Raw genomic sequence first — 19,133 nt, forward strand, 5'->3', positions numbered from 1 at the left:
GCACCTGATGCGATTAGAGGTGGGTAGCCTGGATGTAGCTGCGGCGATGCAGTGCACGCGCCTGGCCGTCCGAACTGGTGACGTTGCAGCTGTTCAGGTTCTTGCAGGCCTTGGCTTGGCTGCTCACCTGGTAGCAGGTGTAGGTCAGGGTGCCGGCAGCGACGCTCAGGCTCTGCGCCGGGATGAACTTGGCGCATTCGATGAAGCTGGCGTTCAGATTCACCTGCGCCGAACCGGAGTTGCCCGACGTTGGCTCCACCGCAAAGGAGGTGCCGTTGGTGGGGGCGACGCCGCTCTGGGCGAACCGGGTCACCCAGAACTGCAGGCCGCTTTCCGCTGCCTGGAAGGCGATGTTCTGTTGCTGGGCGTTGGCCGAGATGCGTTGCTGCAGGGTCGAATTGCTGGCCATGGCAATGGCCAGCACTGTGAGGATCAGCAGCAGCACGAGGCTGACCAGCAGCGCCATGCCGCGTTGGGTCTTGGATGAAGTCATAGCCGGTTCCTCAGCTCGACGGTGCCGGTAAAGTTGCGGGAAATGTTCTGCGTAGCGTCGATGGCGGTGATGCTCAACTGCACGCGATCGGCGCTCTGGGCTTCTGCGGCGCTGATGCTGCCGGCGGATTTCCAGACGACCTTGCCTCCCGACTCGAAGCCCAGGGTGACGGCGGTGATGGTGGCGTTATCGACCACCGTCTGGTTGCCGCCACTGGTGCTGGAGTTCATGCAGATCGAGGTGCCGTTGGCGCAGTTGCTGTAGGTGACGGAGTAGAGGTAGAGCGTCTGGTTGGTGCAGGTCTTGTTGACGCCGGGCATGGCCACCGCGGTGGTGGTGGTCGTCGCGTAGTTGAAGCTCACGCTGGTACTCACGCCGTTGGTGGTGGTGACCGCGTCGCGAGGGAACTGGACTCCATTGCTGAGGGTCACGACGCTGCTTGGCAGCTGGCAGCCCTGATAGCCTGCGCGGCGAGCATCCATGGAAACCAGGTCGAGGACGACCCGGCCGCTGTCCTGCACGCGGGTCAGCGCGCTGCTGGTCTTGTCCGATGCGGAGCTGTTGCTGAACATCTGCAGAACGCCCAGCAGCAGCAGGGTGCTGAGGAGCAGCGCCACCATCAGTTCGATCATCGACAGGCCACGCTGCCAGTAGGAATATTGCCTGGTAGTCATAGGTTCACCCGCAGCGTGAAGTTCTGAGCCTGAGAGCCGGTGCTGTGTTGTTGTGCGTCGGACTCGGTCCAGCTGATGACGACCTGGTACTCATTGGTGTTCGCTTTGGTGACGGTGACGCCGGAGCCGGGGATCGCGGCCTGCAGGTTGCCCCACCAGTCAAAGATGTCCTGGTTGGCCAGTTCCGAAGCCGTGCAACCAGCGGTCTTGGTGCGGCAGTCCGGGTTGGTCCGGGTGGCGCCGGCGGTCAGGCTGATTACATAGGGGGAGGTGGCCAGCAGCGCTTGGGCCGAGTTGCCACGCATCCGCTCCACGTAGTCATAGGCAAGCATGCTGGCCTGGCCGCGCAGGTAGGCGCCCTGGTTGCTTTGCAGGCTGGTCATGGTCAGCGAGGCCATGCCCAGCAGGCCGATGGCCAGAACCAGAAGGGCGATGAGCACTTCGATGAGGGTGAAGCCGCCCTCGCGGCGCCGGATCATGGGCATGTTCCATTCGCTCCGCTGGTGGCGACGCCAGCGATATTGAGAGTCACCGCGCGCGAGCTTGCCGTGCCCCGCGCGTCGCAGACCCGCAGCGTCGCTGCCGTGGTCAGGGTGCCGTTCGGATTGAAGGTCAGGGAGCCGCTGCTGCGCAGGGTCAGACCGCTGGTATTGGGCGGCAGCACGCGGATCACGGCAGCCTGCGCGACCGACGTCGTCGTGGCGTCAGGGCTGCGGAAAACGATGGCGCCGGCCTCCCAGCTGTTGCTGTTGCAGCTGTAGTTGGCCTGGTTGAGGCCTGCGTCGCTGCTGCCGCAGACGCGCACGATGCTGCGCTGGGTAATGGCTTCGCTGCGCGCCGATTGCAGCAACCCGATCACCATATTGGTCTGGCTGGAGATCTGGTTGTTCAGCATCAAGGTGCGGAAACTGGGTATGGCGATGGTCGCCAGGATGGCGGCGATCGCCACCACGACCATCAACTCGATCAGCGTAAACCCTGCTGATTCCCTGGGGCGCGACATAGACGCATTCCTCACATTTTCGATAGCGGCGATGTTGCCTAGTCGTGTGGGAAATGTCCTTTTTCTATAGATGACCGTTCGTATTAGGGGGACGTTCGGTCATGTCTTCCGAGGTTCTGTGAACCCCGTCGCGCAAGGCGTGAGAAGTCGGTCAGCGGGGGCAGTAGTCCTCGGTGTTTCCGGACTCGGTGCGGATGCGCCCGGCCTTGTTGAACACGATGTGATAACTCGTGCTGCCCGCGCCGCAGAGCGTCAGCGTGCCGGAATGGAAGGCGCCGTTGGGTTGGATAGCATTGCCGCGCGGGGTGAAGTGGAGGTAGCGCCGCGAGGTGCTGTCGGTACGGATGCTGATACCGCTCAGGGGGCCGTGGGCCGCGAGCGGAAGTTGCTGTGGGGCGCGGACGCCGCTATTGCCGGAGTCGGCGAAAACCTCCCAGCCGGAGGCCCAGTCGTCGCCGGCCGCTGCGATGCTGATCGGTTGTCCGCTGTGCGCGGCCGATTCACGGGCGAAGTCCAGGGCGTTGCGCAGGTCCTGGGTGGCCGCGCTTGCCCGCTGGTTGTGCAGCAGTTCGCTGAAGCTGGGGGCCGCGATGGAGAGTGCGATCGCGAGTATCGCGAGGGTGAACAGCAGTTCGACGAGGGTAAAGCCCGGCTCCCCGATGATGAATGGTTCCCTGGCCATGGTGTGCTTCCGGGCAGTTGAGGAGCGGGAAGTATTGGGCGCCGGCAACCCTGTGCCTGTCAGCGAGTGGCAAAGGCGCTGTAGGAGCGGTCCGATGCCGCACCGACTTCCGTCTTGCTCCGTCGACGGTCCTTGCCCGGTATAGTGTGCGGCCGGCAATGGGCCGTTGATTTTCCTGTGATGTGGGGCGTGGTATGCCGGACATGATCGTGGTGGGCGGTGGAGTGGTGGGCATGCTGACTGCCTGGACTCTCGGGCAGGCGGGTGCCGAGGTGGTGCTGCTGGAAAAGGGCGAGACCGGGCGTGAAGCATCCTGGGCCGGCGGCGGCATCGTCTCGCCGCTCTATCCGTGGCGCTACAGCGCGGCGGTCGCCAACCTGGCCCACTGGTCGCAGGACTTCTATCCGCAACTGGGCGCACGCCTGCTCGCGGATACCGGGCTCGATCCGGAAGTGCATGTCACTGGGCTCTACTGGCTGGACCTGGACGACCAGGCCGAAGCGCTGGCGTGGGCCAAGGCCCACGGCCGCCCGCTTTCGGAAGTGGAGATCGGCGCGGTGCATGAGGCTGTCCCGGTGCTGGGGCAGGGTTTCGAGCGCGCGGTCTACATGTCCGGCGTGGCCAACGTGCGCAATCCGCGCCTGGCCAAGTCGCTTCGCCAGGCGCTTGTACAGCTGCCGAATGTGAGCGTGCAGGAGCAGGTCGAGATGACCGGCTTCCTGCAGGAAGGTGAGCGCGTGAAGGGGGTCCGCACTGCTCAGGGGGATTTCACCGCCGACTCGGTGGTGCTGGCGGCCGGCGCCTGGAGCGGCGAGCTGCTGGCGAAACTGGGGCTTGAGCTACCGGTTGAGCCGGTAAAGGGACAGATGATCCTTTACCGCTGCGCCCCGGACTTCCTCTCCAGCATGGTACTGGCCAAAGGTCGCTACGCGATTCCGCGTCGCGACGGGCACATCCTGGTGGGCAGCACGCTGGAGCATGCCGGCTTCGACAAGACGCCGTCGGAAGAAGCGCTGAAGAGTTTGCGCACCTCGGCAGAGGAGTTGATTCCCGCGCTGGCGGGGATGGAGCCGGTAAACCACTGGGCGGGGCTGCGTCCGGGCTCGCCGCAGGGTATTCCCTTTATTGGCGAGGTGCCCGGTCATCAGGGGCTGTGGCTGAACACCGGGCATTACCGCAATGGCCTGGTGCTGGCGCCGGCGTCCTGCCAGTTGCTGGCGGACCTGATGCAGAAGCGTCAGCCGATCATCCAGGCGGCGCCCTATGCGCCGGCAGGGCGCCTGGTGGCGACGCCCATCGTCTGAGAACGGCCGGGGATCAGTCGATCCCCAGTTTCTTCAGGCGGTAGCGCATGGAGCGGAAGGTCAGCCCCAGGCGCTGCGCCGCGGCGGTACGGTTCCAGCGCGTCTCTTCCAGCGCCTGCATGATCAGCTTGCGTTCGATGTCCTCGAGGTAATCCTCGAGGTTGTCGATCTGCGCCAGGCTCGCGTCACCACCGCCGTCCGCCGTGCCGGTTTCGGCCAGGCGCAGGTCGTGAGGCTGGATGACATCGTCCTCGCAGAGCGTGTAGGCGCGCTCCAGCATGTTTTCCAGTTCCCGCACGTTGCCGGGGAAACGGTAGCTCTTGAGCTTCTCCAGGGCGTCGGCGCTGACTGCCGCGGTAGCCAGTCCGCTGTCTCCGGCCAGGCGCTTGAGCACGCGGTCGGTCAGCAGCGGGATGTCTTCGCGGCGCTCGCGCAGCGGCGGAACGCGCAGTTCGATGACGTTCAGGCGGTAGTAGAGGTCCTGACGGAATCGGCCAGCGGCCACTTCCGCGGCCAGGTCCTTGTGAGTCGCGCAGAGGACGCGCACGTCCACCGCTACCTCCTGCTGGCCGCCTACGGCTCGTACGGCCTTTTCCTGGATGACGCGCAGCAGCTTGACCTGCATCGGCAGCGGCAGGTCGGCGACTTCGTCGAGGAACAGCGTGCCGCCATTGGCCGCCTGGAACAGGCCGAGCTTGTCTTCCACGGCACCGGTGAAGCTGCCTTTCTTGTGACCGAAGAACTCGCTTTCCATCAGTTCGGACGGAATGGCGCCGCAGTTGACCGGCACGAAAGTCTGGGTCTCGCGCGGGCCCTGCTCGTGGATCAGCCGGGCCACCAGTTCCTTGCCGCTGCCGGATTCGCCGCTGATGTACACCGGCGCCTGGCTGCGGGCGAGCTTGGCCACCTGGTTGCGCAGTGTGCGCATGGGCGGCGAATCGCCTAGCAAGCGGCTGTCCACCGGCGCTTCCTCGGCTTCCGGCGAGCGCAGGCGCAGGGCGGAATTCACCAGTTCGCGCAGGCGGGCAAGGTCCACCGGCTTGGTCAGGAAGTCGAAGGCGCCGGCCTTGAGGGCCTGCACCGCGGTGTCGAGGCTGCCGAAGGCAGTGATCATCGCCACCGGCATCTGCGGGTGGCGCTGCTGGATGTACTGCACCAGATCCAGGCCGGTGCCATCGGGCAGGCGCATGTCGGTGAGGCAGAAGTCGAAGGGCTCGCGGGCCAGGAAGTCGCGGGCTTCCTTGACGTTGCGGGCGCTGCGGGTGTCCAGCTTCATGCGGCCGAGGGTGATCTCCAGCAGCTCGCGGATGTCGGGTTCGTCGTCGACGATCAGGGCTTTTTGACGGCTCATGCTCTTTGCGTCTTCTTAGCTTTGTTTGCGCGGGTGGGCGAAGGTGAGGCGGAAGCAGCTGCCGCCTTCGTCACGCGTCTTGTAGTCCAGCCGGGCCTGGTTGCTTTCGCACAGCTCGCGGGAGATGTACAGGCCAAGGCCGGTGCCCTTGCTTTCCGTGGTGAAGAACGGCTCGAACAGCTTCCCCCGCTGATCGGCAGCGATGCCGGGACCGTCATCGAGCACTTCCAGCACGGGCAGGTCGGTCTCGCTGTCGCGGAACAGGCGCAGCCACACCTGGCCGGTGCCGTTCTTCTGAGTGCTGTACCGTAACCCATTCTGCACGAGGTTGGTCAGTACCTGCGTCAACTGATGCGGGTCCATGCGCGTCTGCACGGTGCCCTGGCCGGTTTCCACGTGGATCTGCTGGCCTTCGCGCAGGCTCTCGCGCATCTCGCCGGCGTAGCGGTGCAGCCAGTACTTCAGGTCCAGCAGTTGCGGCTCGGCCTGGCGCCGGCGCGACAGCTGGAGGACGTTCTCGATGACCAGGTTCATGCGCCGAGACTGGTCCTGAATGATCTGTGTCAGGCGCCGGTCGGGCTTGTCCAGTTCTTCGGACTCCAGCAGCAACTGCGCTGCATGGCTGATGGCGCCCAGCGGGTTGCGGATCTCATGGGCAATGCCCGCGGTGAGTCGGCCCAGGGCGGCGAGTTTGAGCTGCTGGGCCTGCTGGGCAATCTGCGAGATGTCCTCGAGGAACATCAGGATGTGCTGTTCATTGTCGCGGCGCAGGGGAATGAAACTCGGCTGCACGGTCGGGCCGGACTCCGTGGGCTGCAGGCTCGGCGGGCGCAGGGCGGGATTCTGTTGCCACTGCTGCAGGCTGGAGACCAGCTGCAGGCTGTACTCGGCCAGTGAATGGCCGGGCAGGTCGTGGCCGCCCAGCAGGGTGGTGGCGCTCTGGTTGGCCAGCAGTACCCGGTGGCGGTCGCCCAGCACCAGGATGCCGGTGCGCATGCGCTGGAGGATCAGCGCGTTGAGCTCCTCCAGATTGGCCACAGTGGTGGCGCGCTGCTCGGCGATGTTTTCGACGATCTGCTGGCGCCGTGCCAGGGCCTGAATCAGCAGGGCCGAGGCGAAACTCAGGGCGCCCAGCCCGCCTGCCTGCACGTAGTGATTGATGGCTGTGGGTTGGCTGAGGCTCAGGTAGAAGGTCAGGTAGATCAGGCCGATGGCGGCGATGGCGGCGATCAGCAGGCCGATGCGGCCCCGCAACAGGACGTTGGCGATGGCCACGGCGACCACCATCAGGTTGCCGATGCCGCTGGGAATGCCGCCTGCGGTATAGAACAGGGCGCTGAGCAGGAGTATGTCCAGCGCCGCCAGGAGGAAGATCGGCAACAGCTGTCGCGGTGTTGGCATGAGCACCGCGATCAGGATGTTGAGGACCAGGTAGATCCAGCAGCCGACGTGGAACAGCTCGGGGTGGGACAGCTTCAGCAGCTCATCGTCCAGGCTGCTGGAGATCAGCAGCACCAGCACCAGCCCGATGGTCAGTCGGTACAGGTGGTACAGGCGCAGGACCCGCAGGCCCTGCCCCGTGAGCGAGATGCCTTCAGCGACCACGGTCGGCGCGGTCCTGTTCGAGGTGCGCGCGGCTGCAGTACCACTGGCTTTCGTCCTGCAGGGCATGGGTCTGCGGCACATGCACGCCGCACTGCGCGCAGCGGACCATCGGCGCGGCCGGGTCGTCGCCCTTGGGCTTCTCGACAGGGCGGGCCGGCCGGGTAGTTTTGCGCCACAACCACCAGCCGAAGGCGAAGAGGGCGATCCAGAACAGCAGACGGGTCATGGCAATCCCTTGTGCATAAAGAGCGGCAGTTTATCCAAGCCACGCGGCGGCGCACAGTGAGCCCGTGCGCGCGCCCGCCAGACCGTGGGTAAAAGCGCCCATGTTTCGCCCGAATGTAAAAAGGGAGGCCGAAGCCTCCCTTTTTCTCGTACCTGCCGGTATCAGTCGAAGATGCCGAAGGTCATGTAGCTGAACCAGGAGCGGTCGCTGCTGCCTGCGTTGCCTTCGGACTCGTGCTGTTCCTCTTCCACGTCGCTCTGGTTCTCGGGCTTGAGCTCGGCGGGGATCTGCTGTTCGGCGTCCTCGTACTGCTTGATCACGTCCTTGGATGCCTGGGTTTCCATGTGCGGCGGGGCGTCGTTGGTCTCGATCAGGCCCAGGGTGGCCTTGGCCAGCCAGGAGCGGTTGTCGGCTTCGTCTTCACGCGGAACGAACTGGCCATCCTTGAGGCTGGGGTTGTCCGGGTAGTTCGCCTTCAGGGTTTCCAGGCTGGAGTCGGCCAGGTCATTCAGGCCCAGGCGCTGGTAGGCCTCGACCATGATCGCCAGGCCATCGCCGACGGCCGGGGTTTCCTGGAAGTTCTCGACCACGTAGCGGCCGCGGTTGGCGGCGGCGACGTAGGCCTGGCGCTTGAGGTAGTAGTGGCCGACGTGTACTTCGTAGGCAGCCAGCAGGTTGCGCAGGTAAATCATGCGCGCCTTGGCGTCCGGGGCGTAGCGGCTGTTCGGGTAGCGGCTGACCAGCTGGGCGAACTCGTTGAACGAATCGCGGGCGGCGCCCGGATCGCGCTTGGTCATGTCCAGCGGCAGGAAGCGCGCCAGCAGGCCGCGGTCCTGGTCGAAGGAGGCCAGGCCCTTGAGGTAGTAGGCGTAGTCGACGTTCGGGTGCTGCGGGTGCAGGCGGATGAAACGCTCGGCGGAGGCGCGGGCGGCCTCGGGCTCCATGTTCTTGTAGTTGGCGTAGATCAGTTCCAACTGGGCCTGCTCCGCATAGCGGCCGAACGGATAGCGGGACTCCAGCGCCTTCAGCTTGGAGACGGCGTTGGTGTAGCTCTTGTTATTGAGGTCTTCCTGGGCCTGCTGGTACAGCTGGCTTTCGCTCAGGTTCTCATCCACCTTCTCGCCCTTGGAGGAGCAGGCGGTAACGAAGGCGAGGGTGGCGATCAGCAGCAGGTGTTTCACTTGCATGGCGGCTTGCGTCCCTGGACGGTCGGCTGTCGCGGCCGCAACCGTCTGTTATGATTGGCGCCCCAGGGATACCCCTGGGACAAAGGCCCCGTATTTAACCACAGCGCACAGCCGAACCAAAAGGCCGCGCGCCCTTCGTGTCCAGTCATGTCCAATATGATCCAACTCGCGGCAGAAGTGCCGTTCGACCTCGGTGGTCAGCGTCTCGACCAGGTCGCCGCCCAGCTCTTCTCCGACCACTCCCGCTCCCGCCTGGCTGGCTGGATCAAGGACGGCCGTCTCAAGGTCGACGGCGCCGTGCTGCGTCCGCGCGACATTGTCCATGCCGGCTCGCGCCTGGAACTGGATGTCGAGCTGGAGGCCCAGGGTGAATGGGTCGCCCAGGACATCGAGCTGGACATCGTCTACGAAGACGACCACATCCTGGTCATCGACAAGCCGACCGGCCTGGTGGTTCACCCCGCCGCCGGCCACCAGGATGGCACCCTGCTCAATGCGCTGCTGCACCACGTGCCGCACCTGGCCAACGTGCCGCGCGCCGGCATCGTGCATCGCCTGGACAAGGACACCACCGGCCTGATGGTGGTAGCCAAGACCCTGGAGGCCCACACCAACCTGGTCGCGCAGTTGCAGGCGCGCTCGGTCAGCCGCATCTACGAGGCCATCGTCACCGGTGTCATCGTCGCCGGGGGCACCGTCGACGCGCCCATCGGTCGTCACGGTGTGCAACGGCAGAAGATGGCGGTAATCGAGACCGGCAAGGTCGCCATCAGCCATTACCGCGTGCTGGAGCGCTTCCGCGCGCACACTCACACGCGGGTGAAGCTGGAAACCGGGCGTACCCACCAGATCCGCGTCCATATGACGCACATCGGCCATCCGCTGGTGGGCGACCCCACCTACGGCGGGCGTTTCCGCATTCCACCGGGTGCCAGCCCGACCCTCATCGAATCCCTGCGCGATTTCCCGCGCCAGGCGCTGCACGCGCGCTTCCTGGAGCTGGACCACCCGGCCACCCACGTGCGCATGAAGTGGGAATCGCCGCTGCCGGATGACTTCACCTGGTTGCTGAGCCTGCTGCGGCAGGACAACGAGTCCTTCGTATGAACCCCTGGCTGACGCCCGAGTGGCCGGCTGCGGCGAACGTCCGCGCCTGCGTGACTACCCGTGCTGGCGGCGTCAGCGCCGAGCCTTTCGACAGCTTCAACCTCGGTGACCATGTCGGCGACGAGCCGGCCGCGGTGGCCGAGAACCGTCGTCGCCTGACCGCCGAGCTGGGTTGCCAGCCGGCCTGGCTGAGCCAGGTGCATGGTATCGAGGTGGTCGAGGCTGATCCGTCCGTCGTCGCCACCGCGGATGCCAGCTGGAGCGATACTCCTGGCATCGCCTGCACCATCATGACCGCCGACTGTTTGCCTGCCTTGTTCTGTGACCGAGCAGGCACTCGCGTCGCCGCGGCCCATGCCGGCTGGCGCGGGCTGGCCGGTGGCGTGCTGGAGGCGACCGTGGATGCCATGGGTATCGAACCGGCAGAGCTGTTGGTCTGGCTGGGGCCGTCGATCGGTCCGCAGGCCTTCGAGGTTGGTCCGGAAGTGCGCGAAGCCTTCCTGGCGGGCCACGCCGAAGCCGCACGCGCCTTCGTGCCTAGCGCCAACGCCGGCAAGTTCAGGGCCGACATCCATGAACTGGCGCGTATCCGCCTCGCGGCAAAAGGTGTGACCGCCATCTACGGTGGGGATTTCTGCACTTTCACCGACACCGAGCGCTTCTATTCCTACCGTCGCAGCTCCCGCACCGGTCGCCTCGCCAGCCTGATCTGGCTGGCCTGACAGCCTGTTTGTAGGAGCGAGCTCGCTCGCGAACCGCTGGATACCTTTGTGTCAGGCAAGATTCGCGAGCAAGCTCGCTCCTACAGGTTCAGCTCCGCTCCGGAGGGCCTTCCGAAGGCACAAACTGACGGGTGTCATGGCCAAATGGCTTGAACCGACCAAAATCGACCTTATCTATCTGGCATCCCGGCGGGTTAGTCGTGACCAGGGGCACTCATCGCTCCGGCCCGCTCTAGAAAGGAAGGACGACCCTCATGCGAATCGACCGTTTGACCAGCAAGCTCCAGCTTGCACTCTCCGACGCCCAGTCCCTGGCCGTCGGACATGACCACCCGGCCATCGAGCCGGTGCACCTGCTGTCCGCGCTGATCGATCAGCAGGGCGGCTCCATCAAGCCCCTGCTGATGCAGGTCGGCTTCGACATTCCCGCGCTGCGCTCCTCTCTTAATAAGGAGATGGACACGCTGCCGAAGATCCAGAATCCCACCGGCGACGTGAATCTGTCGCAGGACTTGGCGCGCCTGCTCAACCAGGCCGACCGCCTGGCCCAGCAGAAGGGCGACCAGTTCATTTCCAGTGAACTCGTGCTGCTCGCCGCCATGGATGACAGCACCAGGCTCGGCAAGCTGCTGACCGGCCAGGGCGTCTCCAAGAAGGCCCTGGAAAACGCCGTGACCAACCTGCGCGGCGGCGAGGCGGTGAACGACCCCAACGTCGAAGAGTCGCGTCAGGCGTTGGACAAGTACACCGTCGACATGACCAAGCGCGCCGAGGACGGCAAGCTCGACCCGGTGATCGGCCGTGACGACGAAATCCGCCGCACCATCCAGGTCCTGCAGCGTCGCACCAAGAACAACCCCGTGCTGATCGGCGAGCCTGGCGTCGGCAAGACCGCCATCGTCGAAGGCCTGGCCCAGCGCATCGTCAACGGCGAAGTGCCCGACGGCCTGAAGGACAAGCGCCTGCTGGCGCTGGACATGGGCGCGCTGATCGCCGGTGCCAAGTTCCGCGGCGAGTTCGAGGAGCGCCTGAAGGCCGTGCTCAACGAGCTGTCCAAGCAGGAAGGCCGGATCATCCTGTTCATCGACGAACTGCACACCATGGTCGGCGCCGGCAAGGCCGAGGGCGCCATGGACGCCGGCAACATGCTCAAGCCGGCCCTGGCCCGTGGCGAGCTGCACTGCGTCGGCGCCACCACCCTGGACGAGTACCGCCAGTACATCGAGAAGGACGCCGCCCTGGAGCGCCGCTTCCAGAAAGTCCTGGTGGATGAGCCGAGCGAGGAAGACACCATCGCCATCCTGCGCGGCCTGAAAGAGCGCTACGAGGTGCACCACGGCGTCACCATCACCGACGGCGCGATCATCGCCGCGGCCAAGCTCAGCCACCGCTACATCACCGACCGGCAGTTGCCGGACAAGGCCATCGACCTGATCGACGAGGCCGCCAGCCGCATCCGCATGGAGATCGACTCCAAGCCGGAGGAACTCGATCGCCTGGATCGCCGCCTGATCCAGCTGAAGATCGAGCGCGAGGCGCTGAAGAAGGAAGACGACGAGGCCACCAAGAAGCGCCTCGCCAAGCTGGAAGAGGACATCGCCAAGCTCGAGCGCGAGTACGCCGACCTCGAGGAAATCTGGAAATCGGAGAAAGCCGAAGTCCAGGGTTCCGCGCAGATCCAGCAGAAGATCGAGCAGGCCAAGCAGGAAATGGAGACCGCACGCCGTAAGGGCGACCTGGAAACCATGGCGCGCATCCAGTACCAGACCATTCCGGACCTGGAGCGCAGCCTGCAGATGGTCGACCAGCACGGCCAGACCGAGAAGCAGCTGCTGCGCAACAAGGTGACCGACGAGGAAATCGCCGAAGTCGTCGCCAAATGGACTGGCATTCCGGTGTCCAAGATGCTCGAAGGCGAGCGCGAAAAGCTGCTACGCATGGAGGACGAGCTGCACAAGCGCGTCATTGGCCAGCACGAAGCAGTCGTCGCTGTTTCCAATGCTGTGCGCCGCTCTCGTGCCGGCTTGGCGGACCCGAATCGCCCCAGCGGTTCGTTCCTCTTCCTCGGCCCGACCGGGGTGGGCAAGACCGAGCTGTGCAAGGCCCTGGCCGAGTTCCTCTTCGATACCGAGGAAGCGCTGGTGCGCATCGACATGTCCGAGTTCATGGAGAAGCACTCCGTGGCCCGCCTGATCGGTGCCCCCCCGGGCTACGTCGGCTATGAAGAAGGCGGCTACCTGACCGAGGCCGTGCGCCGCAAGCCTTACTCCGTGGTGCTGCTCGACGAAGTCGAGAAGGCCCATCCGGACGTCTTCAACGTGTTGCTGCAGGTGCTCGAAGACGGCCGCCTGACCGACAGCCACGGTCGTACCGTGGATTTCCGCAACACCGTGGTGGTGATGACCTCGAACCTCGGTTCGGCGCAGATCCAGGAGTTGGTGGGCGATCGTGAAGCCCAGTATGCAGCGGTCATGGATGCAGTGAATTCGCACTTCCGGCCGGAATTCATCAACCGGATCGACGAGGTAGTGGTCTTCGAGCCGCTGGCCCGCGAGCAGATCGCCGGTATCGCTCGCATCCAGATGGGCCGCCTGCGCAAGCGCCTGGCCGAGCGCGAGCTGAGCCTGGAGCTGAGCGACGAGGCCATGGACAAGCTGATCGCGGTCGGTTTCGACCCGGTGTATGGCGCGCGGCCGCTCAAGCGCGCGATCCAGCGCTGGATCGAGAACCCGCTGGCGCAACTGATCCTGGCCGGCAGGTTCAACCCTGGCACGCAGATCCACGCCAAGGTCGAGAACGACGAGATCGTCTTCTCCTGATCGGTGCCCTACGAAAAAGCCCGCCAATTGGCGGGCTTTTTCTTTGGCTCTACCGTAGCAGCGAGCTTGCTCGCGTACCGCAGGGATGTCGGTGATCAGCCGGTCTCGCGAGCGCCACCGAGCAGGACCAGCAGTTGCTCGATCAGCTCAGCCTGATCCTCGGCGATATCGATGATGTGGAAACCGGCCCAGCCCAGTTGGCCGTCGGTGCCGGCGCGACTCCACAGGCAATCGGCGCCGAGCTGGATTTCGCCGATCTCGTCCAGCGGCGGCGCCGGCACCAGATGGCATTCCCAGACCGAATCGGCCTCCGGCACGTCCACGCCGCAGAGCATGAACCCTTCGGCGGACAGGTCGGCAAGCCGGCCCAGGCTGCGCCCGGAGTGGCGGTCGAAGACTTCCACGGTCAGCCCGGTCTGCTGCCGGCTATGCTGGCGACGTTCACTCATCGACTGCTCCTTCAGGTCTGTGCCGGGCTGCGCCCGGAAGTAAGGCGTTGCAGGACGCGGTAGATCGCACTCAGTGCACGATCCATCAGCGGGGCGGACTGTTCCGTCGGTACCAGGCGGACCTTGCCCGCTTCCATTTCCTGGGCCAACTGCACTATCGATTTGACTGCCACCCGCTGCCCGGTGTGGTCGACGAACATGTAATTGCGCGTGGTCGGGCTGAACCACGACAGCTTGAGCCTGCGCGCTGGCGTGGTGTCGCTGAATTCGAACCAGGTACCGAACTCCAGGTGGCTCAGTTCCTTCATCAGTACCCGCACGCGCTCGGACAACGCCTCGCCGTTGGATTTGACCAGAGTATGGCCTTCGGCGCCGAGCATGGCGCCCAGCGGGCTCTCCGGCAGTTCCTGCTTGAGTTGCGCCGCGATCTGCGGCTGCTGTGCCTGGATCGCATGCTGGCAGGCAACCAGATCCTGCAGTAGCCGGCGGATGCCGTCCTCGTGATAACCGCCCAGCACCTCCAGGCCCTTGCGCAGCTCCTCCAGGAGGGCCAGGCGGATCGCTTGCAGATGATCGCGGCCGGCAGCATCCAGCGGCGTCACGCTCCAGGCCAGCTGTTCTCCCACTTCGCAGGCGCGTTTCCATTCGTCGCTGTGCTCACCACTGCGTAGCACGATGAAGGTCAGGGCATCGCACCAGCTCATTTCCAGGAAGTTGCGTACCAGCTCTGGCAGGTCGCGGTCCTGTGTCACCCGGGCGATGGCGTCCAGCGCGTGCTCGCGGGCGGCCAGCAGGCGGTCGCGGCCACGGGCGGCCTCCATGGCGCGGCGTTCGCGCAGCTCGACCTTCTGCCGCAGATTGGTGACGTACTCGTTGAACTCGCCCAGCAGGTTGTCGAACAGCGACAGGTCACCGACGAAATCCTGGATCACCCGCTCGACCACCCAGTGCATCTTCGCCAACAGGGCGCGCTCCTCGCCCTCGCCGCCATACAGCACGCCGGCCTGGGCCATGGCGTTGAGCAGCTTGCGCGCGGGGTGGTGGTGCTGGGTGAACAGCTGCTTGTCCAGCAGCGCCACCTTGAGGAAGGGCGTGTGCAGGTGGGAAAGGGTGGTCTTGCAGCTGTCGGGCAGGTTCTCGTCATCGAGGATGAAGTCGAAGACCATGCCCACCAGGTCGATGACGTCGGCTTCCTGATCGGTCAACCGGGTGTTGTTCGGTTGTGCGCTGCCGGCTTCCAGCTGGCGCTGCAGGTCGGCCTTCAGCGCATCGACCGGCTGCGGCTGGCGCAGCCGGTGGGCCAGTTCGTGGGCAGACTCGCGCTGCAGGCGGTTCAGCGCCTCCAGCAGCTCGTTGGCGCTGTAGGTCGTGGTGGCCGAGCTCGGGCCGAAGCTGACGATGCTCTGGGTATTGCCGAACAGCGTGGCCTTGTGGCCGCGCCGGCGGTGCTCGGCAAGCAGCACCGCGAGGCCACTGAACAGGGCATTGCGGTCGCCCGGTGGCATATCCGGCATGTCGCCGCTGGCGTAGGGCGGTGGTGTTGCTGCTCCGTCGTCCGTCGCCGCGGTGTTTTTCTCGGTCACAGTCGGGCGCGGCGGGGGCGGGGAAGCCTGGCGCTGCCCTTGCGGGCGGTACTTCAGGTTGGGCAGGACACCGCCGTCGGCCAGGCGCTTGTTCAGCTGTTCATACAAAGGTTGCAGATGCTGCATGACCTGTTGATCGAACAGCACATAAAGGATGGTCTTGATCCGCAGCGGAAAGACACTGCGCGCCAAGGTGTCGCGGAACGCCTGGGCAATGGCCTGCGGGCCGAAGGGGTTGCGCTCCTCGCCCAGCTTGCTGCCGTTGTTGAGCAGCGCCAGGCGCTGGTCCAGCGCGAACAGCTGCTGGGCGCAGTGGGCGCGCACCTGGTTGACCATGTTGGTCACCAGCAGCGTTTCTTCATATTCTTCGTTGCCCACCAGGGTCAGCTGGTCCATGTCCAGCTCTTCCAGTGGCTCCGTGAGAGGCAGTTTGCCTTCGAGGAAGTCGCTCAGGCCCTGGGCAATGCGCTGGTGATAGAAACGCTCGAGGTTCGGCCGCTCGCGGCGGACTTCGCGCATGGCGTCGAAGAACAGAGCCTGGACTTGGTTGTTCTCGGCTTTCTCGGCGCATTCGAAGAGCGTGTCGTCCACTTGGGCGAAGACATTACCCAGGAGCTCGGCGAGGTGATTCATCGCCAACTGGCGGCAGCCCTGCACCAGTTCGCCGAAACGCGGCTGGATCATCCGGCTGGCGATGGGGGAGGGTGGTGGGGTGTCCTTGTTGCTCATGGCCATCCTGTGCGTGATCGTTCCGTTTGCACCCGCGGTGGATCACTCGAGTTTTTCCATGCAGATATAGCAATCAGCCCGGCCCCCTGCAAAGCAGAGAAAAACTTTTTGGATCAGAGTGTTGACAGGCGTTTCGATATACGTAAAATGGCGCGCCTCTGATACGGGAATCCGGTGAAGCCGGAAGAAAGTAGAGGAGATTGAAAGGTTCGTCGTTCCGCGATAGCTCAGTCGGTAGAGCAAATGACTGTTAATCATTGGGTCCCTGGTTCGAGTCCAGGTCGCGGAGCCAACTTTCAAACGGGGTATAGCGCAGTCCGGTAGCGCGCTTGCTTTGGGAGCAAGATGTCGGGAGTTCGAATCCCCCTACCCCGACCAACACTTGGGTCGTTAGCTCAGTCGGTAGAGCAGTTGGCTTTTAACCAATTGGTCGTAGGTTCGAATCCTACACGACCCACCATATTCAAGCACCAGCCTTAACTGGTGTTGAAGCGTAAACAAGCGCTTCATAAAAAGCCCGCCTCACTTGGCGGGCTTTTTTTTTGCCTTTTTCTTACGGCTGCGAGTCTATTCCGGCCACGCTCACCCATCTTGAAAGAAGAGGTCGGTGCTTCCGGCGTTCTCACAGGAGTGCTCAGCTCCGACATTCTTTCCTGCCTGCTCCCCCCGCTGGAGTGAATTTTCAGACGGCCTACAGTCTGATCGGAAATCTCAGTACCGTTGCCGGAGCGGTCTGATCTTTTCCCGAACCCTAGAAAATTAAGCTTCCCACCGTACAAATTCGTATCACTCCCGAGGTGGGATAGAAAATGGCAATCGAAACAATCGGCCTCGTCGCCGTTTCCGAAGGCGCGGCCAAAAAAGTTGTCGTCAAGAACGGCGGCAAAATCAAAGCGCATGCAGGCACCAAATACCTGCTGCAGGTCGATAATGAAACCGTGGCTCCGGAAAACGTCACGGTCAAGCGGGTTGGCAATGACCTGGAAGTCTCGTTCGAAGGCAGTGACAAGCCCGACCTGACCATCCAGGGCTTCTTTGCCGAAGGCATGGACAGCCAGCTCTATGGCGTATCCGAAGACGGCCAGCTGTACGCGTACGTGCGTACCGACGGCGAAGGCTTCTACGGCCACCTGGTGATGGCTGACGGCGAGTCCGCCCCGATCGCCTTGGGCGGCGATTCCCTGGGCGCAGCTCCCCTGGTCAACGGCGAGATGGATGATGCCGCGGGCTTCCTGCTGTGGCCGCTGCTGGCCGGCGCCGCGGCACTGGCCGGTGGCGCGTACGCGTACCACGAGCACAACAAGGACGATAAGAAGCATCACGACAAGACCAGCCCCGAGCCGACCAATATCAAGGTCACCGATCATGTCGGCCCGATCCAGGGCGACCTGAGCGAGGGTGCCGTCACCGACGACAACCGTCCGGCCATCTCCGGCGATGGCGTGCCGGGCGCGGTCATCCACATCATCGACAATGGCGTCGAAATTGGCAGCACCACCGTCAATCCGGATGGCCACTGGGACTTTGTTCCCACGACGGACCTGAGCGACGACGGCCACAGCATTGACGTTACCCAGGAGGTGCCGGGCGAGAAGCCCAGCGCACCGGTCCACGTGATCGACTTCGTTGTCGACACTATCCCGCCCGCCGCCCCTGAGGCCCATCTGGACCCAGCTTCCGACTCGGGCGTCAAGGGTGACGACATCACCAACGACACCAGGCCCACCATCGACGGCAAGACCGAGCCGGGTGCCGACATCACCGTCACCTTCCCGACTGGCGAAGAGATTCACACCAAGGCCGACGAGAACGGCGACTGGTCCGTGACTCCGACCCAGCCGCTGCCTGAAGGCAACAACGACATCACCGTTATCGCTACCGACCCGGCCGGCAACCAGAGTGAGCCGACCGTTCTGCCGATCGAGATCGACACCACGCCTCCGAAGGCGCCGGACGCCTGGCTGGACCCGGATTCCGACACCGGCATCAAGGGCGATGACATCACCAGCGATACCAAGCCGACTATCGATGGCAAGACCGAGCCGGGGGCCGACGTCACCGTCACCTTCCCGACCGGCGAAGAGATTCACACCAGGGCCGACGAGAACGGCGACTGGTCCGTGACTCCGACCCAGCCGCTGCCTGAAGGCAACAACGACATCACCGTTACCGCCACTGACCCGGCCGGCAACCAGAGTGAGCCGACCGTTCTGCCGATCGTGATCGACACCTCCGGGCCCGACCCGAAGTCCACCCAACTGACCATCGATGTGGTCGCCGGTGACGACATCGTCAACCAGTTCGAGTCCACCCAAGAGCAAATTATCAGCGGCCAGGCCAAGGGCGAGTTCCAGAAAGGCGACATCGTCAGCTTCACGCTCAATGGCCATGACTACAGCGCCGCCGTAGCCGCCGATGGTACCTGGAGCGTGAAAGTCGCCGGTGCTGACCTGGCGGCGGAAACCAATATCCACGCCACCCTGGTGGCGCACGATGCAGCGGGCAACGCTGGCAATATCGTTGCCGATCACGGCTACCGCGTGGATACCATCCTGCCGGTGGCGCAACTGACCATCGACGCGGTGACCGAGGACAACGTCCTCAACATCGAAGAGTCCAAGGTGCCGCAGACCATCAGCGGCAAGGCGACCGGCGAATTCCGCGAAGGCGACATCGTCAGCTTCAAGCTCAACGGCACCACCTACAGCGCTGCGGTAGCGGCCAATGGCAAGTGGAGCGTGGAGGTGGCCGGCTCCGACCTGGCCAAGGCCACCAATATCCACGCCACCCTGATCGCCCATGACGTGGCCGGCAACACCGCCAGCGTCGTAGCTGATCACCCGTACACCGTGGCCATCGACCCGCAGATGCCGACGCTGAGCATTCACGTCATTGCCGGCGACGACGTGGTCAACCTGGCCGAATCCCAGGAGAACCAGGCCATCACTGGCGGTTCGACGGGCGGCCGTGCTGGCGATATCGTCAAGGTCGTCGTCAACGGCGTCACCTACAGCGGCACCATCGATGCCAAGGGCGACTGGAGCATCAATGTTCCGGGCGCTGGCCTGGCGGCCGACGCTGCACATCAAGTCGTCGCCACCCTGACCGCGAGCGATGCGGCCGGCAACATCACGCCGGTTACCGAAAGCCGCCACTACGACGTGGACACCACCCCGCCGGTCGCTCAGCTGAGCATCGA

At 64.4% G+C, this 19,133-nt stretch carries 16 protein-coding genes and 3 tRNA genes; 8 read left to right on the forward strand and 11 right to left on the reverse strand.

Going from position 1 to position 19,133, the window contains the following annotated elements:
* Positions 1-13: 13 nt before the first annotated feature.
* The 5 genes from UB43_RS28905 to UB43_RS26240 all read right to left on the reverse strand — a co-directional run bounded on the left by UB43_RS28905 (position 14) and on the right by UB43_RS26240 (position 2,852).
* Positions 14-493, reverse strand: a complete 480-nt coding sequence (locus tag UB43_RS28905) for a PilX N-terminal domain-containing pilus assembly protein (protein WP_052969608.1) — start codon at positions 491-493, stop codon at positions 14-16.
* Positions 490-1,167 (reverse strand): PilW family protein, encoded by a 678-nt coding sequence (locus UB43_RS26225; RefSeq protein WP_045217256.1) that lies wholly within the window; start codon positions 1,165-1,167, stop codon positions 490-492. Before UB43_RS26225 ends, UB43_RS28905 begins: the two co-directional genes overlap by 4 nt.
* A complete protein-coding gene (gene pilV, locus UB43_RS26230; protein WP_082085915.1) occupies positions 1,164-1,652 on the reverse strand; it encodes a type IV pilus modification protein PilV in 489 nt (162 codons plus the stop codon). Before pilV ends, UB43_RS26225 begins: the two co-directional genes overlap by 4 nt.
* Positions 1,643-2,170, reverse strand: coding sequence for a GspH/FimT family pseudopilin (locus tag UB43_RS26235; RefSeq protein ID WP_045217259.1), 528 nt, complete (start codon positions 2,168-2,170; stop codon positions 1,643-1,645). Before UB43_RS26235 ends, pilV begins: the two co-directional genes overlap by 10 nt.
* 151 nt (positions 2,171-2,321) lie before the next feature.
* Complete coding sequence (locus tag UB43_RS26240) at positions 2,322-2,852, reverse strand: GspH/FimT family pseudopilin (RefSeq protein WP_045217261.1); 531 nt, start codon at positions 2,850-2,852, stop codon at positions 2,322-2,324.
* Positions 2,853-3,046: 194 nt separating this feature from the next.
* On the opposite strand from UB43_RS26240, the gene thiO reads away from it, so the two are divergent.
* Positions 3,047-4,156, forward strand: coding sequence for a glycine oxidase ThiO (gene thiO, locus UB43_RS26245; RefSeq protein ID WP_045217264.1), 1,110 nt, complete (start codon positions 3,047-3,049; stop codon positions 4,154-4,156).
* A gap of 13 nt (positions 4,157-4,169) precedes the next feature.
* Here thiO and UB43_RS26250 read toward each other — a convergent pair whose 3' ends face one another.
* From UB43_RS26250 to UB43_RS26265, 4 genes are all read right to left on the reverse strand, one after another.
* Positions 4,170-5,507 (reverse strand): sigma-54 dependent transcriptional regulator, encoded by a 1,338-nt coding sequence (locus UB43_RS26250; protein WP_045217267.1) that lies wholly within the window; start codon positions 5,505-5,507, stop codon positions 4,170-4,172.
* Between the two features lie 15 nt (positions 5,508-5,522).
* Positions 5,523-7,112: a PAS domain-containing sensor histidine kinase gene (locus UB43_RS26255; protein ID WP_045217269.1), complete on the reverse strand. Its 1,590-nt coding sequence runs from the start codon at positions 7,110-7,112 to the stop codon at positions 5,523-5,525.
* Complete coding sequence (locus UB43_RS26260; RefSeq protein WP_045217271.1) at positions 7,102-7,344, reverse strand: PP0621 family protein; 243 nt, start codon at positions 7,342-7,344, stop codon at positions 7,102-7,104. The genes UB43_RS26255 and UB43_RS26260 overlap by 11 nt, the downstream gene beginning before the upstream one ends.
* A gap of 155 nt (positions 7,345-7,499) precedes the next feature.
* Positions 7,500-8,525: an outer membrane protein assembly factor BamD gene (locus tag UB43_RS26265; RefSeq protein ID WP_045217274.1), complete on the reverse strand. Its 1,026-nt coding sequence runs from the start codon at positions 8,523-8,525 to the stop codon at positions 7,500-7,502.
* Positions 8,526-8,672: 147 nt separating this feature from the next.
* Between UB43_RS26265 and rluD the strand changes: the two genes are divergently transcribed.
* From rluD to clpB, 3 genes are all read left to right on the forward strand, one after another.
* Entirely contained in the window at positions 8,673-9,632 is a 960-nt protein-coding gene (rluD, locus tag UB43_RS26270; protein WP_045217276.1) for a 23S rRNA pseudouridine(1911/1915/1917) synthase RluD, read from the forward strand.
* Positions 9,629-10,354 (forward strand): peptidoglycan editing factor PgeF, encoded by a 726-nt coding sequence (gene pgeF, locus UB43_RS26275; RefSeq protein ID WP_045217279.1) that lies wholly within the window; start codon positions 9,629-9,631, stop codon positions 10,352-10,354. The genes rluD and pgeF overlap by 4 nt, the downstream gene beginning before the upstream one ends.
* A 254-nt stretch (positions 10,355-10,608) precedes the next feature.
* Positions 10,609-13,173, forward strand: coding sequence for an ATP-dependent chaperone ClpB (gene clpB, locus UB43_RS26280; protein WP_045217282.1), 2,565 nt, complete (start codon positions 10,609-10,611; stop codon positions 13,171-13,173).
* A 95-nt stretch (positions 13,174-13,268) separates the two neighbouring features.
* On the opposite strand, the gene UB43_RS26285 is transcribed toward clpB, so the two are convergent.
* Together UB43_RS26285 and UB43_RS26290 are read right to left on the reverse strand one after the other, a co-directional pair.
* Positions 13,269-13,622, reverse strand: a complete 354-nt coding sequence (locus UB43_RS26285) for a PilZ domain-containing protein (RefSeq protein ID WP_045217284.1) — start codon at positions 13,620-13,622, stop codon at positions 13,269-13,271.
* 11 nt (positions 13,623-13,633) lie between these two features.
* A complete protein-coding gene (locus UB43_RS26290) occupies positions 13,634-15,934 on the reverse strand; it encodes a DUF1631 domain-containing protein (protein ID WP_045217332.1) in 2,301 nt (766 codons plus the stop codon).
* Positions 15,935-16,150: 216 nt separating this feature from the next.
* Between UB43_RS26290 and UB43_RS26295 the strand changes: the two genes are divergently transcribed.
* The 4 genes from UB43_RS26295 to UB43_RS26310 all read left to right on the forward strand — a co-directional run.
* Positions 16,151-16,226 (forward strand) — tRNA-Asn (locus tag UB43_RS26295).
* Positions 16,227-16,235: 9 nt separating this feature from the next.
* Positions 16,236-16,312, forward strand: a tRNA-Pro gene (locus UB43_RS26300).
* A gap of 6 nt (positions 16,313-16,318) precedes the next feature.
* Positions 16,319-16,394: transfer RNA gene (locus UB43_RS26305), tRNA-Lys, on the forward strand.
* Positions 16,395-16,743: 349 nt separating this feature from the next.
* A partial coding sequence (locus tag UB43_RS26310) for an Ig-like domain-containing protein (RefSeq protein ID WP_045217287.1) occupies positions 16,744-19,133 on the forward strand: 2,390 nt, incomplete at its 3' end.

Source organism: Pseudomonas sp. 21 (genome assembly GCF_000955805.1).
Taxonomy (GTDB): domain Bacteria; phylum Pseudomonadota; class Gammaproteobacteria; order Pseudomonadales; family Pseudomonadaceae; genus Pseudomonas.

Excerpts from the sequence above, each read along its gene's own strand:
- UB43_RS28905 (WP_052969608.1), bottom strand. The coding sequence starts at position 493 with ATGACTTCATCCAAGACCCAACGCGGCATGGCGCTGCTGGTCAGCCTC.
- UB43_RS26225 (WP_045217256.1), bottom strand. The coding sequence starts at position 1,167 with ATGACTACCAGGCAATATTCCTACTGGCAGCGTGGCCTGTCGATGATC.
- pilV (WP_082085915.1), bottom strand. The coding sequence starts at position 1,652 with ATGCCCATGATCCGGCGCCGCGAGGGCGGCTTCACCCTCATCGAAGTG.
- UB43_RS26235 (WP_045217259.1), bottom strand. The coding sequence starts at position 2,170 with ATGTCGCGCCCCAGGGAATCAGCAGGGTTTACGCTGATCGAGTTGATG.
- UB43_RS26240 (WP_045217261.1), bottom strand. The coding sequence starts at position 2,852 with ATGGCCAGGGAACCATTCATCATCGGGGAGCCGGGCTTTACCCTCGTC.
- thiO (WP_045217264.1), top strand. The coding sequence starts at position 3,047 with ATGCCGGACATGATCGTGGTGGGCGGTGGAGTGGTGGGCATGCTGACT.
- UB43_RS26250 (WP_045217267.1), bottom strand. The coding sequence starts at position 5,507 with ATGAGCCGTCAAAAAGCCCTGATCGTCGACGACGAACCCGACATCCGC.
- UB43_RS26265 (WP_045217274.1), bottom strand. The coding sequence starts at position 8,525 with ATGCAAGTGAAACACCTGCTGCTGATCGCCACCCTCGCCTTCGTTACC.
- rluD (WP_045217276.1), top strand. The coding sequence starts at position 8,673 with ATGTCCAATATGATCCAACTCGCGGCAGAAGTGCCGTTCGACCTCGGT.
- pgeF (WP_045217279.1), top strand. The coding sequence starts at position 9,629 with ATGAACCCCTGGCTGACGCCCGAGTGGCCGGCTGCGGCGAACGTCCGC.
- clpB (WP_045217282.1), top strand. The coding sequence starts at position 10,609 with ATGCGAATCGACCGTTTGACCAGCAAGCTCCAGCTTGCACTCTCCGAC.
- UB43_RS26285 (WP_045217284.1), bottom strand. The coding sequence starts at position 13,622 with ATGAGTGAACGTCGCCAGCATAGCCGGCAGCAGACCGGGCTGACCGTG.
- UB43_RS26290 (WP_045217332.1), bottom strand. The coding sequence starts at position 15,934 with ATGAGCAACAAGGACACCCCACCACCCTCCCCCATCGCCAGCCGGATG.